Source organism: Nocardioides marinisabuli (assembly GCF_013466785.1).
GTDB classification, from domain to species: domain Bacteria; phylum Actinomycetota; class Actinomycetes; order Propionibacteriales; family Nocardioidaceae; genus Nocardioides; species Nocardioides marinisabuli.
The window spans coordinates 3843609-3866642 of the sequence record NZ_CP059163.1; the positions used below are offsets into that span (position 1 = coordinate 3843609).

The 23034-nt window shown below is 71.9% G+C and carries 20 protein-coding genes; 9 read left to right on the forward strand and 11 right to left on the reverse strand.

The window, feature by feature from the left end:
- Nucleotides 1-185 precede the first annotated feature (185 nt).
- On the forward strand, nucleotides 186-1754 hold the full coding sequence (gene fadD1 / locus H0S66_RS18505; protein WP_179616669.1) for a fatty-acid--CoA ligase FadD1: 1569 nt from the start codon (nucleotides 186-188) through the stop codon (nucleotides 1752-1754).
- A gap of 66 nt (nucleotides 1755-1820) precedes the next feature.
- Here the strand turns inward: fadD1 and H0S66_RS18510 are convergent, their stop codons facing one another.
- Nucleotides 1821-2924 carry an NAD(P)H-dependent flavin oxidoreductase gene (locus tag H0S66_RS18510; RefSeq protein ID WP_179616670.1) on the reverse strand — a complete coding sequence of 368 codons (1104 nt, stop codon included), beginning with the start codon at nucleotides 2922-2924 and terminating at the stop codon, nucleotides 1821-1823.
- 31 nt (nucleotides 2925-2955) lie between these two features.
- Nucleotides 2956-4593, reverse strand: a complete 1638-nt coding sequence (locus H0S66_RS18515) for an acyl-CoA synthetase (RefSeq protein ID WP_179616671.1) — start codon at nucleotides 4591-4593, stop codon at nucleotides 2956-2958.
- Nucleotides 4594-4640: 47 nt separating this feature from the next.
- On the opposite strand from H0S66_RS18515, the gene H0S66_RS18520 reads away from it, so the two are divergent.
- Nucleotides 4641-5471, forward strand: a complete 831-nt coding sequence (locus tag H0S66_RS18520) for a crotonase/enoyl-CoA hydratase family protein (protein ID WP_179616672.1) — start codon at nucleotides 4641-4643, stop codon at nucleotides 5469-5471.
- Nucleotides 5472-5492: 21 nt separating this feature from the next.
- Here the strand turns inward: H0S66_RS18520 and fadD8 are convergent, their stop codons facing one another.
- Together fadD8 and H0S66_RS18530 are read right to left on the reverse strand one after the other, a co-directional pair.
- Entirely contained in the window at nucleotides 5493-7094 is a 1602-nt protein-coding gene (gene fadD8, locus H0S66_RS18525; protein ID WP_179616673.1) for a fatty-acid--CoA ligase FadD8, read from the reverse strand.
- A gap of 96 nt (nucleotides 7095-7190) precedes the next feature.
- Entirely contained in the window at nucleotides 7191-8234 is a 1044-nt protein-coding gene (locus H0S66_RS18530; protein ID WP_179616674.1) for an LLM class F420-dependent oxidoreductase, read from the reverse strand.
- 58 nt (nucleotides 8235-8292) lie between these two features.
- On the opposite strand from H0S66_RS18530, the gene H0S66_RS18535 reads away from it, so the two are divergent.
- The 4 genes from H0S66_RS18535 to map are packed head-to-tail and all read left to right on the forward strand — an operon-like array spanning nucleotide 8293 to nucleotide 12282.
- Nucleotides 8293-9249 carry a Zn-ribbon domain-containing OB-fold protein gene (locus H0S66_RS18535; RefSeq protein ID WP_179616675.1) on the forward strand — a complete coding sequence of 319 codons (957 nt, stop codon included), beginning with the start codon at nucleotides 8293-8295 and terminating at the stop codon, nucleotides 9247-9249.
- A gap of 22 nt (nucleotides 9250-9271) precedes the next feature.
- Nucleotides 9272-10324, forward strand: coding sequence for a thiolase domain-containing protein (locus H0S66_RS18540; RefSeq protein WP_179616676.1), 1053 nt, complete (start codon nucleotides 9272-9274; stop codon nucleotides 10322-10324).
- Entirely contained in the window at nucleotides 10321-11484 is a 1164-nt protein-coding gene (locus H0S66_RS18545) for a thiolase domain-containing protein (RefSeq protein WP_179616677.1), read from the forward strand. The genes H0S66_RS18540 and H0S66_RS18545 overlap by 4 nt, the downstream gene beginning before the upstream one ends.
- A gap of 30 nt (nucleotides 11485-11514) precedes the next feature.
- Nucleotides 11515-12282, forward strand: a complete 768-nt coding sequence (gene map, locus H0S66_RS18550) for a type I methionyl aminopeptidase (protein WP_179616678.1) — start codon at nucleotides 11515-11517, stop codon at nucleotides 12280-12282.
- Nucleotides 12283-12287: 5 nt separating this feature from the next.
- On the opposite strand, the gene H0S66_RS18555 is transcribed toward map, so the two are convergent.
- Together H0S66_RS18555 and H0S66_RS18560 are read right to left on the reverse strand one after the other, a co-directional pair.
- Entirely contained in the window at nucleotides 12288-13526 is a 1239-nt protein-coding gene (locus H0S66_RS18555; RefSeq protein WP_179616679.1) for a cytochrome P450, read from the reverse strand.
- Nucleotides 13523-14758, reverse strand: coding sequence for a cytochrome P450 (locus H0S66_RS18560; RefSeq protein WP_258016988.1), 1236 nt, complete (start codon nucleotides 14756-14758; stop codon nucleotides 13523-13525). Before H0S66_RS18560 ends, H0S66_RS18555 begins: the two co-directional genes overlap by 4 nt.
- 131 nt (nucleotides 14759-14889) lie before the next feature.
- On the opposite strand from H0S66_RS18560, the gene H0S66_RS18565 reads away from it, so the two are divergent.
- Together H0S66_RS18565 and H0S66_RS18570 are read left to right on the forward strand one after the other, a co-directional pair.
- Nucleotides 14890-16053, forward strand: coding sequence for a steroid 3-ketoacyl-CoA thiolase (locus tag H0S66_RS18565; RefSeq protein ID WP_179616680.1), 1164 nt, complete (start codon nucleotides 14890-14892; stop codon nucleotides 16051-16053).
- 173 nt (nucleotides 16054-16226) lie between these two features.
- The gene (locus H0S66_RS18570) at nucleotides 16227-17162 is read left to right on the forward strand and encodes a type IV toxin-antitoxin system AbiEi family antitoxin domain-containing protein (RefSeq protein ID WP_179616681.1); all 936 of its coding nucleotides are present in this window, start codon (nucleotides 16227-16229) and stop codon (nucleotides 17160-17162) included.
- Nucleotides 17163-17252: 90 nt separating this feature from the next.
- Here the strand turns inward: H0S66_RS18570 and H0S66_RS18575 are convergent, their stop codons facing one another.
- Complete coding sequence (locus H0S66_RS18575) at nucleotides 17253-17903, reverse strand: hypothetical protein (protein WP_179616682.1); 651 nt, start codon at nucleotides 17901-17903, stop codon at nucleotides 17253-17255.
- A gap of 65 nt (nucleotides 17904-17968) precedes the next feature.
- Between H0S66_RS18575 and H0S66_RS18580 the strand changes: the two genes are divergently transcribed.
- Nucleotides 17969-19330 carry a CehA/McbA family metallohydrolase gene (locus H0S66_RS18580; RefSeq protein WP_179616683.1) on the forward strand — a complete coding sequence of 454 codons (1362 nt, stop codon included), beginning with the start codon at nucleotides 17969-17971 and terminating at the stop codon, nucleotides 19328-19330.
- A 24-nt stretch (nucleotides 19331-19354) separates the two neighbouring features.
- Here the strand turns inward: H0S66_RS18580 and H0S66_RS18585 are convergent, their stop codons facing one another.
- Genes H0S66_RS18585 through hsaA form a run of 4 tightly spaced genes read right to left on the reverse strand, consistent with a single transcriptional unit; the run spans nucleotide 19355 to nucleotide 22971 of the window.
- Nucleotides 19355-19996 carry a flavin reductase family protein gene (locus H0S66_RS18585; protein WP_246305179.1) on the reverse strand — a complete coding sequence of 214 codons (642 nt, stop codon included), beginning with the start codon at nucleotides 19994-19996 and terminating at the stop codon, nucleotides 19355-19357.
- 17 nt (nucleotides 19997-20013) lie between these two features.
- Nucleotides 20014-20913, reverse strand: a complete 900-nt coding sequence (hsaC, locus tag H0S66_RS18590) for an iron-dependent extradiol dioxygenase HsaC (RefSeq protein WP_276529356.1) — start codon at nucleotides 20911-20913, stop codon at nucleotides 20014-20016.
- Complete coding sequence (hsaD, locus tag H0S66_RS18595) at nucleotides 20910-21803, reverse strand: 4,5:9,10-diseco-3-hydroxy-5,9,17-trioxoandrosta-1(10),2-diene-4-oate hydrolase (protein WP_219633590.1); 894 nt, start codon at nucleotides 21801-21803, stop codon at nucleotides 20910-20912. Before hsaD ends, hsaC begins: the two co-directional genes overlap by 4 nt.
- Before the next feature lies 1 nt (nucleotide 21804).
- Nucleotides 21805-22971, reverse strand: a complete 1167-nt coding sequence (gene hsaA / locus H0S66_RS18600; RefSeq protein WP_179616684.1) for a 3-hydroxy-9,10-secoandrosta-1,3,5(10)-triene-9,17-dione monooxygenase oxygenase subunit — start codon at nucleotides 22969-22971, stop codon at nucleotides 21805-21807.
- Nucleotides 22972-23034: the final 63 nt, after the last annotated feature.

Sequence of the window (23034 nt, forward strand, 5' to 3'; positions counted from 1 at the left end):
CGGCAGAGAATCCCCCCTCTCGACGGCCGTCACCCTGGCGGCGGTCGGCCACCCCCCTCCCCCCCGAGAAGAGCCGACCGCCCCAAGGGGCTCCACGGGACCCCGGCCGGGACCCTTGACCCTCGTGTGACGTGCGACATATGTTGACACGCGTCAACTAGAACGTGTTCCACCAAGGGGGACCTGTGGCCGAGAACATCCAGCAGCTGCTGCGCGAGCGGGTCGAGGACGACTCCACCGCGCTCGTGCACGGCGACCGGTCCTGGACCTGGCGCGAGCACCTCGCGGAGGCCTCTGCCGAGGCGTCGGCGCTCGTGGCCGCCCTCGACCCCCAGCGCCCGGCCCACGTCGGCACCCTGCTCGACAACGGCCCCCAGATGCTGCGGGCGATGGCCGGCGCGGGCCTCGGCGGCTACGTGCTGTGCGGCATCAACACCACCCGCCGCGGCGAGTCGCTCGCCGCCGACGTACGACGCGCGGACTGCCAGGTCCTGCTCACCGACGAGGCCCACCTGCCGCTGCTGGCCGGCCTCGACCTCGGCGGCGCCCGGGTCGTCGACGTCGACTCCCAGGAGTGGGCCGACGAGGTCGCGGCCGCGGGCCCGCTGGTGCCGCACCGCGAGGTGGGCGCCATGGACACGATGATGATGATCTTCACCAGCGGCACCAGCGGCGACCCGAAGGCCGTGCAGGTGCCCCACATCCTGCCGGTCTTCTCGGGCCTCGACCTGGTCGGCCGCTTCTCGCTGGGCCCCGACGACGTCTGCTACCTGGCGATGCCGCTCTTCCACTCCAACGCGGTGGCGGCCGGCTGGGCGGTCGCGCTGACCTGCGGCGCGACCATGGTGCCGACGACGTTCTCGGCCTCGCGCTTCCTCGACGACGTGCGCAAGCACGGCGTGACCTACATGAACTACGTCGGCAAGCCCCTGGCCTACGTGCTGGCCACCGCCGAGCGCGACGACGACGCCGACAACCCGCTGCGGGCGGCGTTCGGCAACGAGGCCAGCGACCGCGACATCGAGGAGTTCGCGCGGCGCTTCGACTGCCGCGTGGTCGACGGCTTCGGCTCCACCGAGCTGGCCATCATCATCCAGCGCGAGGACGGCACCCCGCCCGGGTCGGTCGGCAGGGGCGCGGACGGCGTGGCGATCTACGACAGCGAGAGCGTCACCGAGTGCGCCGTGGCGGTCTTCGACGAGCACGGCGCTCTCACCAACGCCGACGAGGCGGTGGGCGAGCTGGTCAACACCCAGGGCCGCGGCTACTTCTCCGGCTACTACAACGACCCCGACGCCGACGACGAGCGGATGCGCCACGGCATGTACTGGTCGGGCGACCTGGCCTACCGCGACGCGGACGGGTGGATCTACCTCGCCGGGCGCACCGCCGACTGGATGCGCGTGGACGGCGAGAACCTGGCCGCCGGTCCGATCGAGCGCATCCTGCAGCGGCTCCCCGGGCTCAGCCGGATCGCGGTGTACGCCGTCCCGGACGAGCGCGTGGGTGACCAGGTGATGGCTGCGGTCGTGCTCGAGGACGAGGCGAGGCTGACCCCGCAGGAGCTCGAGGCGTTCCTCGCCGCGCAGCCCGACCTCTCCCCCAAGGCCTGGCCCCGCTACGTGCGGATCAACGACGACCTGCCCTCCACGGCCACCAACAAGGTCCTCAAGCGCGAGCTGGTCGCCCAGGGCGTCAGCGCCGGCGGCGGCACGCTCTGGACCCGCGAGGAGCGCGGGCGCTCGTACGCCTGACCCGGCACGCAGCGAGCCCCGCCCCGGACGTCCGGGGCGGGGCTCGTCGCACGTGCGGTGGCCGCCTCAGCCGCGCACCTTCTCCAGCGAGGCCACGGCCTCCTCGAACCCGGCGACGAGCTCGGCCACCACGTCGGCGACCGGTCGCACCTCGTTCATCCGGCCCACGACCTGGCCCACCGGCATCGCGACGACGTCGGGGTCGCCCGAGGCGTTGATGCGGTTGTGGGCGTCGGAGACCAGCAGGTTCTGCAACGGCATCGGCAGCGGCGCGGGGGCGCCCTCAGCGGCCCACGCCTCGGTCCACCTGGTCTTGAGCAGGCGCGCCGGCTTGCCGGTGTAGACCCGGCTGCGCACGGTGTCGCTCGAGGTGGCGCGCAGGAAGGCCGTCTCCCACCCGGCGCTGCCGGCCAGCGAGCGGTACTCCTCGGTGCCGAGCCAGATCGAGCCGGTCCACACGCCCTGGGCGCCCAGCGCCAGGGACGCGGCGACCTGGCGGCCCGAGCCGATGCCGCCGGCGCCGAGGACCGGGACGTCGGGACCGACGGCGTCGACGATGTCGGGGGTCAGCACCATGCTGGCGATCTCGCCGGTGTGCCCGCCGGCCTCGTAGCCCTGGGCGACGATGATGTCGACGCCGTTGGCGACGTGGCTCAGCGCGTGCTTGGCGGCGCCGGCCAGGGCGGCGACGGCGACCCCGTGCTCGTGGCACTTCTCGATCACGTCGACCGGCGGCGAGCCGAGCGCGTTCGCGATCAGCACCGGGCGGTGCGCCAGCGCGATGTCGAGGTGCGAGCGGGCCACCGAGTGCAGCCAGCCCAGCACGCCCTCGCGGCCCTCGCCCTCGGGAAGCGGCGGCACCCCGAGCCTGAGCAGCGTCTCGTCGACGAAGCGGCGGTGCTCCTCGGGGATCATCGCGCCCAGGTCGACCGAGGAGCCCTCCGTGGGCACCTTCATCGGCATCACGATGTCGACGCCGTACGGCTTGCCGTCGGTGTTCTCGTCGAGCCAGGTCAAGGTGCGCTCGAGCTCGGCGGGGTCGTTGAACCGCACGCAGCCCAGGACCCCCAGCCCGCCGGCGCGCGAGACCGCCGCGGCGACGTGCTCGGAGGGGGTGAAGGCGAAGATCGGGTGCTCGATGCCGAAGCGGTCGCAGAGGGGGGTGCGCACGGGGTCTCTCCTGGTGGGGGGTGGGCCGTGCTCAGACGGCGGCGGCGCTGGCGTCGGTGATCATCTTCTTGGCCGCGACGTACTGCGCCTTGCCGGTGGCGTTGCGCGGCACCCGGTCGACGATGGTGAGGTGCCGGGGCAGCTTGTAGCCGCTGAGCTGGTCGCGCAGGTGCTCGCGCAGGTCGTCGAGCTCGAGCGTGGTGCCCTCGCGCAGCTCGCACACGGCGGCCACCGCCTGCCCGTAGGTCTCGTCGGGGATGCCGACCACCAGCACGTCGTAGACCGCCGGGTGGCCCTTGATGGCCATCTCGACCTCCTCGGGGAAGACCTTCTCGCCGCCGGTGTTGACGCAGTTCGAGCCGCGGCCCAGCAGCGTGATCCGGTTGTCGGTCTCGATGCGGGCGAAGTCACCGGGCACCGAGTAGCGCTCACCGTCGATCTCGATGAAGGTCGCGGCCGACTTCTCGGGGTCCTTGTAGTAGCCGACGGGCACCGAGCCGCCGCGGCCCAGGCGTCCGGTGCGACCCACGTCCTCGGTCATGGACAGGAAGCGGCCGTCCTCACCGATGACCACGCTGCGCGGGCCCAGGCCGATGACCGGGCCGTCGGTGCTGATGTGCTCCTTGTCCTGCATGCCCATGCCCTGGAAGCCGGTCTCGGACGCGCCCACGGAGTCGGTGAAGATCGCGTCGGGGAAGGCCTGGAGCCAGCGCTGCTTGATGGGGTGGCTGAAGATCGCGGCGCTGCTGGAGATCGCGAACAGGCTCGAGGCGTCGTACGGCGTGCCGGTCGCCGCCTTGCGCTCGAACTCCTCGATGAGCGGGCGCGCCATCGCGTCCCCGGTCATGAAGATCAGCTGCACCTTGTCGCGCTCGACGACCTCCCAGGTGCGCTGCGCGTCGAACTTGGGCTCGAGCACCGTGAGGTGGCCGGCGAAGAGGTGCATCAGCAGGCCCGCCTGGGCGCCGCCGTGCATCAGGGGGCTGAGCGGGAAGGTGACCATGCGCGGGTCGGTGGCCTGCTTGGACTGGTCGTACTCGTCGAGGTCGGCGCCGGTGTAGAAGTCGATGCCGCCGCCGAGCACCCGCCAGAAGTCCTCGTGGCGCCACATCACGCCCTTGGGGAAGCCGGTGGTGCCGCCGGTGTAGATGATGTGCAGGTCGTCGGCGCTGCGCTCGGCGAAGTCGCGCTCGGCGCTCGCCCCGGCCACCGCGTCCTCGAGCGTGGTGCCGCCGAAGGAGGTCAGGTCGCTGTCGTCGTCGGGGTCGCTCACGTCGCGGATCGCCACGAAGGTGGTGAGTCGCTCGTGGTGCGGCGCGCAGGCCGCGACCAGGGGCGCGTAGGTGCGCTCGTGCACGAGGGCGACGAGGTCGGCGTTGTCGAAGAGGTAGTTGAGCTCGCTCTCGACGTAGCGGTAGTTGACGTTGATGCTGACGGCGCGGATCTTGAGGATCGCCAGGATCGCCACCACGTGGTCGATCGAGTTCTTGGCGTAGACACCGACGTGCTGGCCGGGCTCGACGCCCCGGTCCTGCAGGTGGTGGGCCAGGCGGTTGGCCCGGGCCTCCAGCTCGGCGTAGGTCACCACCTCGTCACCGAGCTTGAGGGCGGGGTTGGTGGGGACGACGTCGACGGCGTGCTCGAAGAGGTCAGCTATGTTCTTGGCCACATCGGGAGACTAGAACACGTTCTGGTTCTTGGCTAGGCTCTCGCGGCATGACGACCCCGAGCGACGCCACCTCCCCCGTCGACGCGCCCCGCGAGGAGCCGCACTGCCTCGTCGAGCAGGTGGGTCACACGCTCGTGGTGACCATGAACCGGCCGGCCCGGCGCAACGCCCTGTCGGGGCAGATGCTGCGGATCATGGAGGACGCCTGGGACCGGGTGAACGGCGACGACGACATCCGGGTCTGCATCCTGACCGGGGCCGGCGGCTACTTCTGCGCCGGCATGGACCTCCAGGCCGCCGACGACAAGCCGCCCTCGGAGAGCTTCGAGTCCGGGGAGTTCGACCCGACGGTGATCAAGGGCCTGCTCAAGGGCTTCCGCCTGACCAAGCCGCTCGTCGCGGCCGTGGAGGGACCGGCCATCGCGGGCGGCACCGAGATCCTGCAGGGCACCGACATCCGGGTGGCGGGCGAGTCGGCGAGGTTCGGTGTGGCCGAGGCGCGCTGGTCGCTCTACCCGATGGGCGGCTCGGCGGTGCGGCTCCCGCGGCAGGTCCCCTACACGGTGGCGGCCGAGCTGCTGCTGACCGGACGCACCCTCGGCGCCGCCGAGGCCAAGGCCCTGGGGCTCGTCGGGCACGTCGTCCCCGACGGCCAGGCACTGGCCAAGGCCCACGAGCTGGCCGACATGGTGGCCGCCAACGGCCCGCTGGCCGTCCAGGCGATCCTCAGGACGATGCGCGACTCCGAGGGCCGGCACGAGGAGGACTGCTGGGCCGCCGACGCCGCGGTGGGGGCCGCGGTGTTCTCGTCCGAGGACGCCAAGGAGGGCCCGCGGGCCTTCCTCGAGAAGCGCAAGCCGGTCTTCCGCGGGCGCTGACCCTCCGGGGCGCTGGGCGGGTCAGCCCACCGCGCGGTCGCCGGTCCAGAACCGGGCGCGCAGCGCCTTCTTGTCCGGCTTGCCCAGCCCGGTCAGCGGCAGCGCGTCGACGGCGACCACCTGCTTGGGCGCCTGCACCGAGCCCTTGCGCTGCCTGACCATCTCCTGGATCTCGCCGACCACCTCGTCGGTCAGCTCGCGGCCCTCGCGCAGCACCACGATCGCGGTGACGGCCTCGCCGTACTTCTCGTGCGGCGTGCCGATGACGCCGACCTGGGCGACGGCGGGGTGCTCGGCCACGACGTCCTCGACCTCGCGCGGGAAGACGTTGAAGCCACCCGTGACGATCATGTCCTTCGTGCGGTCGACGATGTACCAGAACCCGTCCTCGTCCTCGCGCGCCACGTCGCCGGTGTGCATCCACCCGTCGCGGAAGGTCTCCGCGGTCACCTCCGGCAGCTTCCAGTAGCCGCCCGACAGCAGCGGTCCGGCCACGCAGATCTCGCCGGGCTCCCCGACGGGCACGGGACGGCCGTCGTCGCCCAGCAGCGCTGTGCGCAGCATGGCCGCCGGGCGGCCGCAGGAGGACAGCCGGGCGTCGTTGCCGGAGGCGACCGCCTCGGCGTGGTCCTCCCTGGACAGGTAGGTGATGACCATGGGGGCCTCGGACTGCCCGTAGTACTGGGCGAAGATCGGGCCGAAGCGCTCGACGGCCTCCTTGAGGCGCACCGGGTTGATCGCCGAGGCGCCGTAGTAGACAGTCTCGAGCGACGACAGGTCGCGGGTGCGGCTGTCGGGGTGGTCCATCAGCGCGTAGAGCATCGAGGGCACCAGCATCGTGGCGGTGATCCTCTCCTCCTCGATCACCCGCAGCACCTCGGCCGGGTCGAACCTGGTCAGGACGTGCAGCTCGCCGCCCTTGATCACGGTGGGTGCGAAGAACGCCGCGCCCGCGTGCGACAACGGGGTGCACATGAGGAACTTCGGGTTCGTCGGCCACTCCCACTCCGAGAGCTGGACCGCGGTCATCGTCGAGAACGACTGGGCGAGGCCGATGACGCCCTTGGGCTTGCCGGTGGTGCCGCCGGTGTAGGTGATCGAGGTGATGTGGTCGGGCGGGAGCAGCACCGCCTCGAGCGGCTTCGGCTCGAACTCCGCGGCGGCGGCGACGAGGTCCTTGCCGACGTGGGCGAGCTGGTCGGGGACCGGCCCGATGGTGAGGACCTGCTCGAGGCCGGGGCACTTCTCGAGCAGCCCGGCGGCACGGTCGGCGAAGACCGGGTCGACGACCAGCACCGAGATCTCGGCGTCGTCGATGACGTAGGCGTGGTCGTCCAACGAGCCGAGCGGGTGCAGCGACGTACGCCGGTAGCCCTGCGTCTGCCCGGCGCCCAGGATGAACAGCACCTCGGGTCGGTTCAGGGCCAGCAGGGCCCCCGCCGTCCCACGACCCGCGCCCAGGGACTCGAACGCCTGGGCGTACTGGCTGATCCGGGCGGCGGTCTCGCCGCCGGTCAGCACGGTCTCGCCCAGGTGCATCACGGGCTTGGTGCGGTGCCGCCGGAGGGCGGCGACCATCAGGTGGCCGTTGTGGGTGCCGGTGCGCAGGTCGGTGTCGCTCATGGCGCTGAGACTAGAACGTGTTTCAGTTCCGCACCAGTGGCCCGCCCCCGGCGTCGCCGACCCGGCCCGTTCGAACCGGCCGGCTCGGCGAGGGGCTCAGGCGAGGAGGTCGGCGATGGAGCGGACCTCCTCGGGGGTGCCGAGGGAGAGCATCAGCGTCGTCACGCCGGTCTCCTCCCACTGCGCGACCCGTTCCCTGACCTCGCCGGCGGTGCCGATGATGTGCATGTCGTCGACCAGCTCGTCGGGGACCAGCGCCGTGGCCTGGTCCTTCTTGCCGGCCAGGTAGAGCTCCTGGACCTCGGCGGCCAGCGACTCGTAGCCCATCCGCACGAAGACCTGGTTGTGGAAGTTCGCCTCCTTGGCGCCCATCCCGCCCATGTAGAGCGCCACGACCGGCTTCATGGCGTCGACCACGCGCTGCTTCTCGTCGGCGTCGGCGACGACCTGGAGGTGGCAGGTCGCCGCGATCTCGAAGGTCTCCCGGGTGCGCCGGGCCCCCTCCCGGGCGAAGCCCTCGTCGAGCCAGTCCTGGTACATGCCGGCGGACCTGGGCGTGTAGAAGATGGGGATCCAGCCGTCGGCGATCTCGGCGGTCTGCGCCACGTTCTTGGGCCCCTCGGCGCCGAGCCAGATCGGGATGTCGGCGCGCAGCGGGTGGGTGATCGACTTGAGCGGCTTGCCCAGGCCGACCGAGCCCTCGCCGGTGTAGGGCAGCGGGTGGTGGGGTCCCGCGTTGGTCACCGGGCCCTCGCGGCGCAGCACCTGGCGGATGATGTCGACGACCTCGCGGGTGCGCGCCAACGGCTTGGCGAAGGGCTCGCCGTACCAGCCCTCGACCACCTGGGGGCCGCTGACGCCCATCCCGAGCACCACCCGACCGCCGCTGAGGTGGTCGAGGGTAAGCGCGTGCATGGCGATGGAGGCGGGGCTGCGCCCCGACATCTGCACGATCGAGGTGCCCAGGCGCACGGTGCTCGTCTCCCGACCCCACCACGCCAGCGGCGTGAAGGCGTCGGAGCCCCAGGCCTCGGCGGTGAAGATCGAGTCGAAGCCCGACTCGTCGGCAGCGCGGACGATCTCGGCGTGGTGGGTGGGGGGCTGTGCGCCCCAGTAGCCCAGCTGCAGTCCCAACTTCATGGTCCACACCCTGCCAGACCCCTTGCCCTGAAGATAGAACGTGTTCTACTTTCATGCCATGTCGCGCACCCTGTCTGCCCCGGTCACCGTCGCCTTCGACTACACCCGGTCGACCGGACCGGTGCTGGGCCGGTTCCTGACCGGCCTGCGCGACGGGGTGCTCGTCGCCGCCCGCACCAGCGACGGCGAGGTCGTGGTGCCGCCACCGGAGTACGACCCGGTCACCCACGCCGCCACGACCGACTTCGTCGAGGTCTCCCCCACCGGCACCGTCACCAGCTGGACGTGGGTCCCCGAGCCGGTGGCCGCCCAGCCGCTGGAGCGGCCCTTCGCCTTCGCGCTGGTGCTCCTGGACGGGGCCACCCAGCCGTTCCTGCACGCCCTCGACGTGGCCTCCCCCGCCGACGCGACCACCGGGATGCGCGTGCAGGTGCGCTGGCGCCCCGAGCGGGTCGGCGCGATCACCGACATCGAGTGCTTCGAGCCCGCAGCCGGCGGCGCGCCGCCCGTGGACCGGCCGCACAGCACGCTCGACCCGGTGACCGGAGTCGTCACCCCCGTCGCCCTCGACTACACCTATGCCGCCTCGCCCGAGGAGTCCGCCTTCTACCGCGGTCTCGCCGAGGGGCGCATCGTCGGCCAGCGCTGCCCTGCCTGCGCCAAGGTCTACGTGCCGCCGCGCAGCGCCTGCCCGGCCGACGGGACGCCCACCACCGACGAGGTCGAGCTCGCCCACACCGGCACCGTGACGACCTTCTGCATCGTCAACGTGCCCTTCCTGGGCCAGCGGATCACGCCGCCCTACGTCTCGGCGTACGTGCTCCTCGACGGCGCCGACATCGCCTTCCTGCACCTGATCCTCGACATCCCGGCCGAGGAGGTCCGGATGGGGATGCGCGTCGAGGCGGTCTGGAAGCCGCGCGAGGAGTGGGGCACGACCATCGAGAACATCAGCCACTTCCGCCCCACCGGGGAGCCGGACGCGGCGTACGACACCTACAGCCAGCACCTCTGAGCCCGAAAGAGAGACGCACACGATGAGAGACGTCGCCGTCGTCGGGTTCGCCCAGCGGCAGATGCAGGACTTCGACGGGTCACCCACCTGCGTGGAGCTGCTCGTGCCGCTCTTCGCGGAGTGCTACGAGCAGACCGGCTGGAGCCGGCGCGACATCGGCTTCTGGTGCTCGGGCTCCTCCGACTACCTGGCCGGGCGCTCCTTCTCGTTCGTCCAGGCCGTCGACGCGATCGGCGTGATCCCGCCGGTCAACGAGTCGCACGTCGAGATGGACCTGGCCTGGGCGATGTACGAGGCCTGGCTCAAGATCCAGACCGGCGAGGTCGACACCGCGCTGGTCTACGCCTTCGGCAAGAGCTCGGCCGGCGTCCTGCGGCGCACCCTGGCCCTGCAGCTCGACCCGTACACGATGACCCCGCTGTGGCCCGACACCGTGTCGCTGGCCGGCCTGCAGGCCCGCGCCGGCATCGACGCCGGGCTCTGGGACGAGACGGCGATGGCCGAGGTGGCCCACCGCTCGCTGACCGACGCCGAGAAGAACGAGTACGCCGTGCGCAAGGGCGGCTCCTCGGTCTCCGCCCTCCTCTCCCGCCCCCTGTACGCCGACCCGTTGCGCAAGCACGACTGCGCACCGGTCACCGACGGCGCGGCCGCGATCGTGCTGGCCGCGGGCGACCGGGCCCGCGAGGTGCGCGACCGGCCGGCCTGGCTCACGGGCATCTCCCACCACGTCGACCCGATGAGCATGGGCACCCGCGACCTCACCCGCTCGCCCTCGACGGCCCGTTCCGGCGCCGCGCTCGACCTGACCGGCGTCGACACCGCCGAGCTGCACGCCCCCTTCAGCCACCAGGAGCTGGTGCTGCGCCGCGAGCTCGGCCTGGGCGACGACGTGCGCGTGAACCCCTCGGGCGGTGCCCTGACCAGCAACCCGATGTTCTCGGCCGGCGGCATCCGCGTCGGCGAGGCCGCACGGCGGGTCTGGGCCGGCGAGTCGGACAAGGCGCTCGCCCACGCCACCAGCGGCCCCGCGCTGCAGCAGAACCTCGTGTGCACCCTGGAAGGACAGCGATGAGCAAGCAGCCCGCCGCCGTGATCGGGGTGGGCCAGACCCACCACCGTGCCAAGCGCGACGACGTGTCGATGGCCGGCCTGTGCCGCGAGGCGATGGACCGGGCGCTCGAGGACGCCGGACTGACCCTCGACGAGATCGACGCGATCGTCGTCGGCAAGGCCCCCGACCTCTTCGAGGGCGTGATGATGCCCGAGCTGTTCCTGGCCGAGGCGCTCGGCGCCGCCGGCAAGCCACTGCTGCGGGTGCACACCGCCGGGTCGGTCGGTGGGTCGACCGCGATCGTGGCCGCCTCGCTGGTGCAGTCGGGGGTGCACAAGAAGGTGCTCACCGTCGCCTACGAGAAGCAGTCGGAGTCGAACGCCATGTGGGCGCTCTCGGTGCCGGTGCCCTTCAACATGCCCGTGCACGCCGGCGCCGGGGGCTACTTCGCACCCCACGTCCGCTCCTACATCCGCCGCTCGGGAGCCCCCGGGCACATCGGCGCGGTCGTGGCGGCCAAGGACCGCACCAACGCGCTGCGCAACCCCTACGCCCACCTGCACAACGAGGGCACCACCGTGGAGTCGGTGCTGGCCTCGCAGATGCTGTGGGACCCGATCCGCTACGACGAGACCTGCCCCTCCTCCGACGGCGCCTGCGCCCTGGTGATCGCCGACGAGGACGTCGCGGCCGCGTCGCCGAACCCGGCCTGGATCCACGGCACCGTGATGCGCTCGGAGGCCACCACCGCCGCCGAGCGCGACCAGGTCAACCCCCAGGCCAGCCGCGACGCGGCCGCCCACCTGTGGAAGCAGGCCGGCATCACCTCCCCCATCGACGAGATCGACGCGGCCGAGATCTACGTGCCGTTCAGCTGGTTCGAGCCGATGTGGCTGGAGTCGCTGGGCTTCGCCGAGGAGGGCACCGGCTGGAAGCTGACCGAGGCCGGCGAGACCGCCATGGACGGCCGGCTGCCGGTGAACTGCTCGGGCGGCGTGCTGTCGTCGAACCCCATCGGGGCCTCCGGCATGCTGCGCTTCGGCGAGGCCGCGCTGCAGGTGCGCGGCGCCGCCGGGGAGCACCAGGTCGACGGGGCCCGCAAGGCCCTGGGCCACGCCTACGGCGGCGGCTCGCAGTTCTTCGCGATGTGGGTCGTGGGAGCCGACAAGCCCAGCACCTGAGGGGACGGTGCCGGGCCGTAGGCTCGGCGCATGATCGAGCTGCGCACGCCCACCCAGATCGAGCAGATGCGGCCCGCGGGCCGCTTCGTCGCCGACGTCATCACCCGACTCTCCGAGGTCGCCGACGTCGGGGTGAACCTGCTCGAGCTCGACGCGGTCGCCCACGAGATGATCCGCGAGCGCGGCGCGGAGTCGTGCTACATCGACTACCACCCCTCGTTCGGCGCCTCGCCCTTCGGCAAGGTGCTGTGCACCTCGGTCAACGACGCCGTGCTGCACGGCCTGCCGCACGACTACACCCTGGCCGACGGCGACCTGCTCAGCGTCGACTTCGCCGCCAGCGTCGACGGCTGGGTCTCCGACTCGGCGCTCTCGCTGGTCGTCGGTACGCCGCGGCCCGAGGACCTGCGCCTCATCGAGGTCACCGACCGGGCGCTGGCCGCCGGCATCGCGGCCGCCCAGGTCGGCAACCGCATCGGCGACATCTCGGCCGCCATCGGCGAGGTGGCGCGCGGCGAGGGCCTGAAGGTCAACCTGCAGTTCGGCGGGCACGGGGTCGGGCGGACGATGCACGGCGACCCGCACGTGGCCAACGACGGCCGCCCGGGGCGCGGCTTCAAGCTCAAGCCCGGCCTGGTCATCGCGATCGAGCCGTGGTTCGTGCACACCACCGACGAGATCTACACCGACGCCGACGGGTGGACCATCCGCAGCGCCGACGGCGCCCGTGGCGCCCACATGGAGCACACCATCGCCGTCACCGACGACGGCCCCCTGGTGCTGACCGCCCGCGACTGAGCCCGTCAGCGGTAGGCGACGGCGAGCTCCTTGATGCCGTTGATCCAGCTGTGCCGCAGCCGGCGAGCGGGCTCGACCCTGCGGATGCCCGACGCGTGGTCGGCGAGCGCCTCGAAGATCACCCGGACCTCGAGGCGGGCCAGGTTCGCCCCGATGCAGTAGTGGGCGCCGTGACCACCGAACGACACGTGCGGGTTGGGGTCGCGGGTGATGTCGAAGGTGAAGGGGTCCTCGAAGACGTCCTCGTCGAAGTTGGCGCTGGCGTAGAACAGCCCGACGCGCTGGCCCTGACGCACGGTGACGTCGCCGACCTCCACGTCGCGCAGCGCCGTGCGCTGGAAGACGCTGACGGGGGTGGCCCAGCGGATCACCTCCTCGATCATCGTCGCGGGCCGCTCGCGGCACCACAGCTCCCACTGCTCGGGGTGGTCGAGGAAGGCCGACATGCCGTGCGTGATCGCGTTGCGGGTGGTCTCGTTGCCGGCGACGGTGAGCAGGATGACGAAGTACCCGAACTCGTCGTCGGTCAGGCCGCGCCCGTCCTTCTCGGCGCTGAGCAGCTTGGTGATGAGGTCGTCGCGCGGCTGCTCGCGGCGCTCGGCCGCGAGCCCCATGGCGTAGCCGAGGATCTCGGCGGCGGCGACGTCGGGCTCCCCGTGGTAGTCGGGGTCGTCGGAGGCGAGCATCTCGTTGGACCAGTCGAAGAGCTTGCGGCGGTCCTCCTGCGGCACCCCGATCAGGTCGGCGATGGCCTGCAGCGGCAGCTCCGAGGCGATCTCCTCGACGAACTCGCCGCTGCCGCGCTCGACAGCGTCGCGCACGATCTGGTGGGCGCGTTGCTCCATGATCTCCTCGAGCGCGGCGATCGAGCGGGGGGTGAAGCCGCGGGAGATGATCTGGCGCGTCGCGGTGTGGTCGGGCGCGTCCTGGTTGATCAGGATGACGCGCTGCAGCTCGATCTGCTCGCGCTGCATCCCCTCCGCGAAGCGGATGATCGCCCCGTTCTCGGAGGCCGAGAAGTCCTTGCTGTTCTTCGAGACCGCCGACACGTCGGTGTGGCGCGACAGCGCCCAGTAGCCGGTGCCGGACTCGGTCGACATGCCGTCGCGCGAGGACTGCGGCTGCTCGACCCAGTGCACCGGCTCCTGGGCGCGCAGCGCACGGAACTGCTCGTGCGGCACGCCCTCCCAGATCAGGTCGGGGTCGGTGGGGTCGAAGCTCTCGGGCACCACGCTGCTGCTCATCGGTAGGCCACCTGCAGGTCCTTGACGCCGTTGACCCAGCCGCTGCGCAGCCGGTTGGGCTCCCCCCGTTGCTCGATGCGCAGCCCCCGGTCGGCGATGGCGTTGAAGATCAGGTCGACCTCCATGCGCGCCAGGTTGGCCCCGATGCAGTAGTGCGCACCGTGGCCGCCGAAGGCCTGGTGCGGGTTGGGGTCACGGGTGATGTCGAAGGTGAAGGGGTCCTCGAAGACGTCCTCGTCGAAGTTGGCGCTGGCGTAGAGCAGCCCGACCCGCGCCCCCTGGGGCACCAGCACTCCCCCGACCTCGACCTCGCGCAGGGCGGTGCGCTGGAACGCGGTGATCGGCGTGGCCCAGCGGATGATCTCGTCGGTGGCGGTGCGCGGGCGCTGCTCGCGGAACAGCTCCCACTGCGCGGGGTCGGCCATGTAGGCGTGCTGGCCCCAGGTGATCGCGTTGCGCGTGGTCTCGTTGCCGGCCACGGCCAGCAGGATCATGAAGAAGCCGAACTCGTCGTCGGTGAGGCCACGGCCGTCGACGTCGGCGCTGATGAGCCTGGTCACGATGTCCTCGCGCGGGTGCCGGCGGCGGTCGTCGGCCAGCGCCATCGAGTAGGCGAGGATCTCGGCGAAGGCCACCATCTGGTCGCCCTCGACCTCCGGGTCGTCGTACGACATCAGCTGGTTGGACCACTCGAAGAGCCGGCCGCGGTCCTCCTGCGGCACGCCGAGCAGGTCGGCGATGGCCTGGAGCGGGAGCTCGGCGGCGACGTCCTCGACGAAGTTGCCCTCGCCCTTCTCGACGGCGTCGTCGATGATCTTCTCCGCGCGCGCCTTGAGGCTGTCGTGCAGCGCGTTGATCGCGCGCGGGGTGAAGGCGCGCGAGACGATCTGGCGCAGCTTGGTGTGGTCGGGCGCGTCATTGTTGATGAGCAGGAAGCTCGAGCCCTCGACCTCGTCGCGGGTCATCTCGGGGCCCATCCGGATGATGACGCCGTTCTCGCGGGTGGAGAAGTCGGTCTGGTTCTTCGAGACCGCCGCCACGTCGGCGTGCCGGCTGATGGCCCAGTAGCCCTCGTGATCGGGGAAGCCGGCCCGGGCCTGCGGCTCCTGCGGCACGAACGAGACCGGCGCGGTGCGGCGCATCCGCAGCATCTCGTCGTGCGGCACCCGGACCGCCATGGTGTCGGGGTCGGTGGGGTCGAAGACCGTCTCACGGGCGTCGAGCTGGGTCACTGGCGATTCTCCATCGGTGGCGACGAGTGGAACGTGTTCTAGTGAGAGAGGTTACATACCGGCAGTACGGGGCGGTAGCCGTCTGACGAGATTTGTTTGTCTAGATTGAGAACGTGTTCTAGTTTGCTTCCATGGGCACCCCAGTGATCGTCGACGCCGTCCGCACCCCCCTCGGCAAGCGCAACGGCTGGCTGGCCGGCGTGCACCCCGCGCAGCTGCTCGGCTTCGTGCAGCGCCAGGTGATCGAGCGCGCCGGCATCGACGCCGACCTCGTCGAGCAGGTCGTCGGCGGCTGCGTCACCCAGGCCGGCGAGCAGTCCAACGACATGGTGCGCCGTGCCTGGCTGCACGCCGGGCTGCCGCAGCACACCGGCGGCACCGCCATCGACGCCCAGTGCGGGTCGGGCCAGCAGTCGGCCCACCTGGTCGCCGACATGGTCGCCGCCGGGACCATCGACGTCGGCATCGCCTGCGGCGTCGAGGCGATGTCGCGCATCCCGCTCGGCGCCAACGTGCCCGCCGGGCTCGGCGACCCGCGCCCGGCCGACTGGACCATCGACATGCCCAACCAGTTCGAGGCCGCCGACCGGATCGCCCGCCACCGCGGCCTGACCCGCGCCGACCTCGAGGCCTTCGGCCTGGCCAGCCAGCAGAAGGCCCGCGTCGCGGTCGACGAGGGACGCTTCAAGCGCGAGATCGCGGCGTACGACGCGCCGGTGCTGGGCGAGGACGGCTCCCCCACCGGCGAGACCCGTCTGGTCGACACCGACCAGGGGCTGCGCGAGACGACGCTCGAGGGGCTCGCCGGGCTGCGCACCGTGCTGCCCGACGGCCTGCACACCGCCGGCACCTCCTCGCAGATCTCCGACGGCGCCTCGGCGGTGCTGATCATGGACGAGGCGAAGGCGCGCGACCTCGGTCTGCGCCCCCGCGCCCGGATCGTGACCCACTGCCTGGTCGGCTCCGACCCCTACTTCCACCTCGACGGGCCCATCGACGCCACCCAGCGGGTCCTGGACCGCACCGGCATGGCGATCAGCGACATCGACCTCTTCGAGGTCAACGAGGCCTTCGCCTCCGTCGTGCTCTCCTGGGCCGGCCAGCACCGCGTCGACCTCGACCGCGTCAACGTCAACGGCGGCGCCATCGCCCTGGGCCACCCCGTCGGCTCCACCGGCACCCGCCTGATCACCACCGCCCTGCACGAGCTCGAGCGCCGCGAGCTCTCCACCGCCCTGGTCTCCATGTGCGCCGGCGGCGCCATGGCCACCGGCACCCTCCTCGAGCTGATCTGAGCGTGGCCGGGCGAAGTTCCATCGGGTACCCGATGGAACTGGCGCTGCCTGGCTGAACCTTTGGTCAGGTGGCGCCAGTTCCGGACGAGGTCGCGGCGCCGGGGCTACTGCGTTCTCCACAGGGACCCGGGTGCCCGGGTGCGGCGAGCCCCGATCCGGGTGAGGGTCTCAGCATGCTGCCTCACCTCATCGACGACCTCGGGGTCGTCCTGCGCCGGGACCTGGTCGCTGCCGGCATCGACGACAACGCCATCGCCCGGCGCTGCCGCGGCGGCGAGCTGACCCGGCTGCGCCAGGGCGTCTACGCCACCACCACGGCGTACGCCGCTGCCGACGCCGCCGCCCGCCACCTGATGCTCTGCCGCGGGGTGATGCGCCTCTACGGCCCCGACGTGGCCCTGTCCCACACGAGCGCGGCCCTCGCCTACGGGGCGCCGGCCTGGCGGGTGCCCCTCGACCTCGCGCACGTGACGGGGCTGGAGACGCCAGGGACCCGCACCCAGGCGCGCGTACGCCACCACGAGGGCGTCTGCCGAGTGTCGGACATCTCGCGTCGTGACCGTCACTGGATCACCGCTCCGACCCGGACGGCGCTCGACGCGGCCGCCGTGCTGGCCCGCGACCCCGCCGTCTGCGTGCTCGACTGGTTCCTGCAGGCCGGGCTGACCACGCTTCAGGAGTGCCGGTCGATGCTGCTGGTGCGGCGTGAGTGGTCGGACCACCTCGACCTGACGCTCAAGCTCGACCACGCACGCGAGGGCTCCCAGAGCGTCGCCGAGTCACGCTGCCACCTGCTCTTCGACGACCACGGGCTCCCCCGGCCGACCCAGCAGCTCGAGGTCCGGGACGAGCGGGGGTGGCTGCTCGGCATCGTCGACTTCGCCTGGCCCGAGCACCGGCTGGTGGTCGAGTTCGACGGCAAGGAGAAGTACCACCGCCACCGCCGCGACGGCGAGAGCATCGAGCAGATGGTGATGCGGGAGAAGGACCGCGAGGACCGGATCCGCGCCGTGACCGGGTGGACGGTGATCCGGATCTCCTGGGCCGACCTGGAGGACCCCCGCTTGCTGATCGCTCGCCTGCGCCGTCACCTCGCCGCGGCGGCCTGAGGGACACGGAACTGGCGGCACCGGCACGAACCTTTGGTCAGGCGGCGCGAGTTCCATCGGGTACCCGATGAAACTCCCTCGGGAGCAGCCTCAGCCGGGGCGGTAGCCGGAGGGGACGGCCCAGCTGCCGCCGGCGGAGCGCAGCTGCTCGTAGATGTCGTACTCGGGGGCGTAGTGCTCGAGCAGGCGGGTGCGCATGGTGTCGGAGAGGGCGGCGGTGGCGGTGGAGGTGGACCAGTTCTTGGTGACCAGGTCGACCTGCTGGCCCAGCCGCTGGGCGATCCAGGACTGCCACACGTCGGCGGCCTCGAGGGCGAAGATGCGGTCCACGCCGATGGTGAGGTCGTCGTCGAGGGCCACGAAGCGGGCCTGGCGGCCGGTGATGCCGCCGGGGGCGCCGTCGATGTGGGCGGCGACGAAGTCGTCGAAACTGGTCTCGCCGGTCCACTTGCCGTCGGCCTTGTCCTTGAGCGCCGGGCGCTGGCGGTAGCGCCACCACGACTCCAGCCACGAGACCGGCTCGCGGAAGAGGGTGACGAGCTCGTAGTCGCTGCGCTCGTAGCCCGCGCCCTGCAGCACCGGGACCATGCGGTGGGTGAAGGTGCGGCAGTTCATGTGCTTGAGGCGCGGGTTGACCCGCATCAGGATCTCGGCGTGCCCCTTGAGCGTGGTGACCAGCGTCGTCGAGGCGCACTTGGGCATCGAGAGCATCACGAACCCGTGGGCAGGCAGAGCGATCACGTGCCCGAACCTACCGTTCACCCGCCCGACCGGAACCGGACGCCCCCGCATGCGTTGATACGACCATGTGCGACGACCACCATGCGCCCCACCACGCGCCCCACCGCGAGCTGACCACCCCCGACGAGGCCACCCGCGCCCGCCTGACCCGCCGCAGCACCCTGGGCGCGGCGGGCGCCGGCCTGCTGATGGCCGGCGCGGCGGGGACCCTGACCGGCGCGGCCGCCGCAGCGGGCAGCCCGGCCTCGCGCACCGGCGCCTCGCGCACCTCGCGGCTGACCCGCGGCACCCACCTGCTGCACGCCGACCTGCACAACCACACCCTGCTCAGCGACGGCGACGGCGACCCCGCCGACGCCTTCGACTCGATGCGCGAGGCCGGCCTCGACGTCGCCGCCCTCACCGACCACGCGACGCTCTCGGACAACCTGCTCGGCGACGTGCTCACCGACCTGCTGCCCCCGGAGTACACCCAGGTCGCCGGGCTGACCCCGCGCGGTTGGCGCGCGACCGGCTCGTACGCCGACGCCGCGGACGTCGACGGCGCGTTCACCGCGATCCGGGGCTTCGAGTGGTCCGAGCCGCTGATCGGCCACGTCAACGTCTGGTTCAGCGAGCACTACACCGACGTACTGCAGGCGGGACTGATGCAGCCGCTGCTGTCGTGGCTGCGCCGCGAGCCGGGCCTGGTGCTCGACGGCGGCGCCGGCGCGCTGGCCGGCTTCAACCACCCCGGCCGCGAGCCGGGCCGCTTCCAGGAGTTCGTCTACGACGAGCGGGTGCGCGACCAGGTCGTGGGCCTGGAGATGTTCAACCGGCGCGACGACTACCTCTTCGAGGGCTTCGCCGACGGGCGGGACTCGCCGCTGTGCGTGTGCCTCAACAACGGCTGGCGCACCGGCATCACCGGGGTCACCGACGAGCACGGCACCGACTGGGGCTTCCCCGAGGGCAAGGGCCGCACGGGGCTGTGGGTGCGCGACCACAGCCGCCAGGGCGTCAAGCGCGCGATGCGCCAGCGCCGCTTCTTCGCCACCCGCACTTCCGGCCTGCGCCTCGACGCCACCGCCGCCACCCGCCAGGGCGCCCCGGTGCGGATGGGCTCGGTCGTCACCCTGCCCCGCCGCGGCCGTACGACGCTGACGCTGCGGCTGGACCTGGCGCGCGACCGGTCGTGGCGCGGGCGCCCCCTGGCCGCCCAGGTGCTGCGCCCCGGCACCGACGCCCCGGAGGTGGTCGAGGTCGTCGACTTCGAGGTCGGCCCGGTGCTGGAGGTCAAGTTCAAGGTCGACGTGGCCGACGGCGACTGGCTGCTGGTGCGCGTCTCCGACCCGGCCGAGCCCAACGCGACGCCGGGCCCCGAGGGCCACCCGTGCAACGACCTGGGCATCGCCTACACGAGCCCGTGGTGGCTGGAGACCCGCTGAGGACCGCCGCAGACCGCTGAGAGGTCAGTCGGGTGCGGTGGTGCGGTACTGGCCGCGGAAGAACAGCAGCGGGTCGGCGTCCTCGGGCCCGACCTGCAGGTCGAGGGCGCGGCCGATCACCACGTAGTGGTCGCCGGCCTCGTGCACCGCGTGCACGGTGCAGTCGACGTGGGCCAGGGTGCCGCTGAGCACCGGCGAGCCGGTGTGGCGCGAGGGGGTCCAGTCGACGCCGGCGAACTTGTCGACGCCGCGGCTGGCCATCTGGTTGGACAGCCCCGCCTGGTCGGCGGCCAGCACGTTGACGCAGAAGCGGCCGGCGCGCTGGATCAGCGGCCAGGCCCGCGAGCTCTTGGCGGGCACGAACATCACCAGCGGGGGGTCGAGGGAGACGCTGGAGAAGGACTGGCAGGTCATCCCGACCGGCTCGTCGCCGCTCATCGTGGTCACGACCGTCACGCCGGAGCCGAACTGGCTCAGCACGTCGCGGAAGCGACGCGCGGCGGCGGCCGCGGCCGGGGCGTCGGCGGCCACGGCCACCTCGTCGCCGGGCCCGAGGTGCAGGTCGTAGACCGAGTCGCCGAGCCAGGACTCGATCAGCTCGGGGCTGGGCCAGGTCTCCCGGGCGTCAGCGCTCATCCCCTCGGGGATCTGGGGGTGCTCCGACATGACCTCGACCTTAGACATCACTGCCCACCCGAGAAGTCGTGCCCCCAGTAGGAGACGGCCGTCGACTCCCGCGCGACCCACCGCGCGTCGTCGACCTGCAGCCCGTCGGTGCCGAACTCGATGTCGAACCCGCCCGGCGAGCGGACGTAGAAGGAGACCATCTCGTCGTTCATGTGGCGGCCCAGGGTCGCCGACAACGGGGCCCCGTGCTTGCGCACCCGCTCCAGGGCGCGGCCCACGTCGTCGAGCTCCTCGACCTCGAGCATGATGTGCACGCAGCGGGCCGGGTTCGGCATCGGCAGGAAGGCCAGCGAGTGGTGGCGCGGGTTGACGCCCAGGAAGCGCAGCCACACCTTCGAGCCGGGCTCCTTGCCGACGAACTCGCCGGGCATGCTCATCGAGTCGCGCAGCCGGAAGCCGAGCACCTCGGAGTAGAAGCGCAGCGCCTCGACGTCGTCGTCGACGGGCACCACGATGTGGCCCATCCCCTGGTCGCCGGTCACGAAGCGGGCGCCGTACGGCGTCACGACGGGGCGCGACTCGTAGGTGATGCCGTGGAAGAGCTCGAAGACGTTGCCGAAGGGGTCCTCGAAGCGCACCAGCTCCTGGACGCGGCGCTCGTCGAGCTCCTCGGCGGTGCCCTCCTCGTAGGCGACCCCGGCCTCCTTGAGGTGCTCGCGCGCGGCCTGCAGCGCCCGGTGGTCGGCGACCTCCCAGCCGGTGCAGGCCAGCTGGTCGACGTCGGCGGGCACCACCACGAGCCGCGCCGAGACCGCGTCGATGCGGAAGTAGAGGTGGTCGGGGTGCGGGCCGCGCCCCTCGGCCAGGCCGAGGACCTTGGTGGCGAAGTGGCGCCACTGCTCGGGGTCGGTGCTGGCCACGCGCACGTAGCCCATGGAACGGATGTCGATGCTCACGGGCGGGCCCTCTCGTGGTGGCGGGCGAGGAAGGCGGTGGCCACCTCGCGGAACTCCTCGGCGGCCTCGATCTGGGCCCAGTGACCGCAGTTCGGGAAGACGTGCAGGCTGGCGCGCGGGATCAGCTTGAGCGCGACCATCGCCCCGTCGAGCGGGTTGACGCGGTCCTCGCGGCCCCAGGTCAGCAGGGTGTGCTTGCGCAGCCGGTGCGCCTCGCGCCAGAGCATGCCGTCCTCGGCGGTCTCGGGGTTCCAGAAGGACATCCCCATCGAGCGCATCGCCTCCTGCGCCCCGGGGGCGGTGGCGTCGGCGTACCGGGCGGCGACCAGCTCGTCGGTGACCAGCGACTGGTCGACGACCATGGTCGAGATGAAGGCGCGCAGCCGCTCGGGCGTCGGGTCGCCCCCGAACTCCATCAGCCGCTGCACCCCCTCGGTCGGGTCGGCGTGGAAGAGGTTGAGCGACAGCCCGCCCGGGCCCATCAGCACCAGCCGGCCGACCCGGTCGGGGTACGACAGCGCGAGCCGCATCGCGGTGCCGCCGCCGAGGCTGTTGCCCAGCAGGTGCACCCGCTCGATGCCCAGCTCGTCGAGCAGCGCCACGACCGCGTCGGCGGCGAAGCGGTAGTAGTTGCCCACCACCGGCGGCTTGTCGGAGCCGCCGAAGCCGGGCTGGTCGACCAGGATCGTGCGGAACGACTCGGCGAAGCCGGGCAGCGCCGGGCCGAAGTTCGACCACGACGAGGCGCCCGGCCCGCCGCCGTGCAGCATCACCAGCGGCAGCCCGGCGCCCACGTCGGTGGGCGACCCCGCCTCGTAGTAGCGCAGGGTGAGCTTGCCCGCGGCGTCGGTGGCGACGGTGGCCTCGTGCCGGACGGAGTCGGGGGTCACGTCAGTACATCCCCGGGTCGACCTTGTGGCCGAACTCGTGGGCGCCGAACATCTGCAGCGCCCGCTCGGGGTCGTTCGCGGCGTGCACCCGCCCGGCGTGGGCGTCGCGCCAGGCGCGCTGCAGGTAGGTGCCCTGGGTCAGCGCCCGGCCGCCGGAGGCCTCGAAGAGCTCGTCGATGGCGTCGATGGCGCGCTGGGAGCCGATGACCTGGTCGCGGCGCACCTTCAGGCGCAGCCGCAGCGGGATCTGCTCGCCCCTGGCCACGTGGGCCTGCTCCTCGCGGATGTTGCCCACCAGCAGCGCCCAGGCGGCGTCGATCTCGCTGGAGGCACGGGCGATGCGCACCATCGCGAAGGGGTCCTTCGAGGCCTTCTCCCCCAGGTACGCCGCCCGGCTGCGCTGCTGCTGCATCTCGACGTGCTCGGCGTAGGCGCCCATCGCCATCCCGATGATCGGGGTGGTGATGGTGCCGGTGAAGATCGAGTGGAAGGGCAGCTTGTAGAGGTCGCTGGTGTTCTGCGCCTGGCCCGGCCCGCGGCAGGAGCCGGTCTCGCCCATCGAGAGGGTGAAGGCCTCGGGCACGAACACGTCCTCGACGACGATGTCGTTGGAGCCGGTGCCGGCGAGCCCGACCATGTGCCACACGTCGTTGATGGCGTAGTCCGAGCGCGGGACCATGAACGTCTTGAAGTCGACGACGTTGCCGTCGCCGTCGAAGACCAGGCCGCCGAGCAGCACCCAGCTGCAGTGGTCGGCGCCGGAGGAGAAGCTCCACTTGCCCGAGAGCCGGTAGCCGCCCTCGGTGACCACGGCCTTGCCGGTGGGTGCGTAGGAGGAGGAGAGCCGGGTGCTGGTGTCCTCGCCCCACACCGCCTGCTGCGCCTCGTCGGCGAACAGCGCGACCTGCCAGGGGTGCACGCCCACGACGCTGCTCACCCAGCCGGTGGAGCCGCAGGCCGAGGCGATGTCGCGCACCGCGGTGTAGAAGTCGACCGGGTCGGCCTCGTGGCCGTCGAAGCGGCGCGGCTGCAGGAGCTTGAAGAAGCCGGTCTCCTCCAGCTCCTTGATGTTGGCGTCGGGCACCACCCGGAGACGCTCGGCCTCGTCTGCGCGCTCCCGGAGGCCCGGGAGCAGGTCGCGCACGCCGTCGAGAACAGCCTGGGTCATCGCAATCTCCTGTCGGTGGAACGTGTTCCATCAAGACTAGAACACGTTCTAGTTAGGGACAAG

Coding starts and splice junctions, on each gene's coding strand:
- H0S66_RS18565 (WP_179616680.1), top strand. CDS start 14,890: ATGGGCACCCCAGTGATCGTCGACGCCGTCCGCACCCCCCTCGGCAAG.
- H0S66_RS18520 (WP_179616672.1), top strand. CDS start 4,641: ATGACGACCCCGAGCGACGCCACCTCCCCCGTCGACGCGCCCCGCGAG.
- H0S66_RS18585 (WP_246305179.1), bottom strand. CDS start 19,996: ATGTCGGAGCACCCCCAGATCCCCGAGGGGATGAGCGCTGACGCCCGG.
- map (WP_179616678.1), top strand. CDS start 11,515: ATGATCGAGCTGCGCACGCCCACCCAGATCGAGCAGATGCGGCCCGCG.
- H0S66_RS18530 (WP_179616674.1), bottom strand. CDS start 8,234: ATGAAGTTGGGACTGCAGCTGGGCTACTGGGGCGCACAGCCCCCCACC.
- fadD8 (WP_179616673.1), bottom strand. CDS start 7,094: ATGAGCGACACCGACCTGCGCACCGGCACCCACAACGGCCACCTGATG.
- H0S66_RS18580 (WP_179616683.1), top strand. CDS start 17,969: ATGTGCGACGACCACCATGCGCCCCACCACGCGCCCCACCGCGAGCTG.
- H0S66_RS18555 (WP_179616679.1), bottom strand. CDS start 13,526: ATGAGCAGCAGCGTGGTGCCCGAGAGCTTCGACCCCACCGACCCCGAC.
- hsaA (WP_179616684.1), bottom strand. CDS start 22,971: ATGACCCAGGCTGTTCTCGACGGCGTGCGCGACCTGCTCCCGGGCCTC.
- H0S66_RS18570 (WP_179616681.1), top strand. CDS start 16,227: ATGCTGCCTCACCTCATCGACGACCTCGGGGTCGTCCTGCGCCGGGAC.
- H0S66_RS18545 (WP_179616677.1), top strand. CDS start 10,321: ATGAGCAAGCAGCCCGCCGCCGTGATCGGGGTGGGCCAGACCCACCAC.
- H0S66_RS18540 (WP_179616676.1), top strand. CDS start 9,272: ATGAGAGACGTCGCCGTCGTCGGGTTCGCCCAGCGGCAGATGCAGGAC.
- H0S66_RS18535 (WP_179616675.1), top strand. CDS start 8,293: ATGTCGCGCACCCTGTCTGCCCCGGTCACCGTCGCCTTCGACTACACC.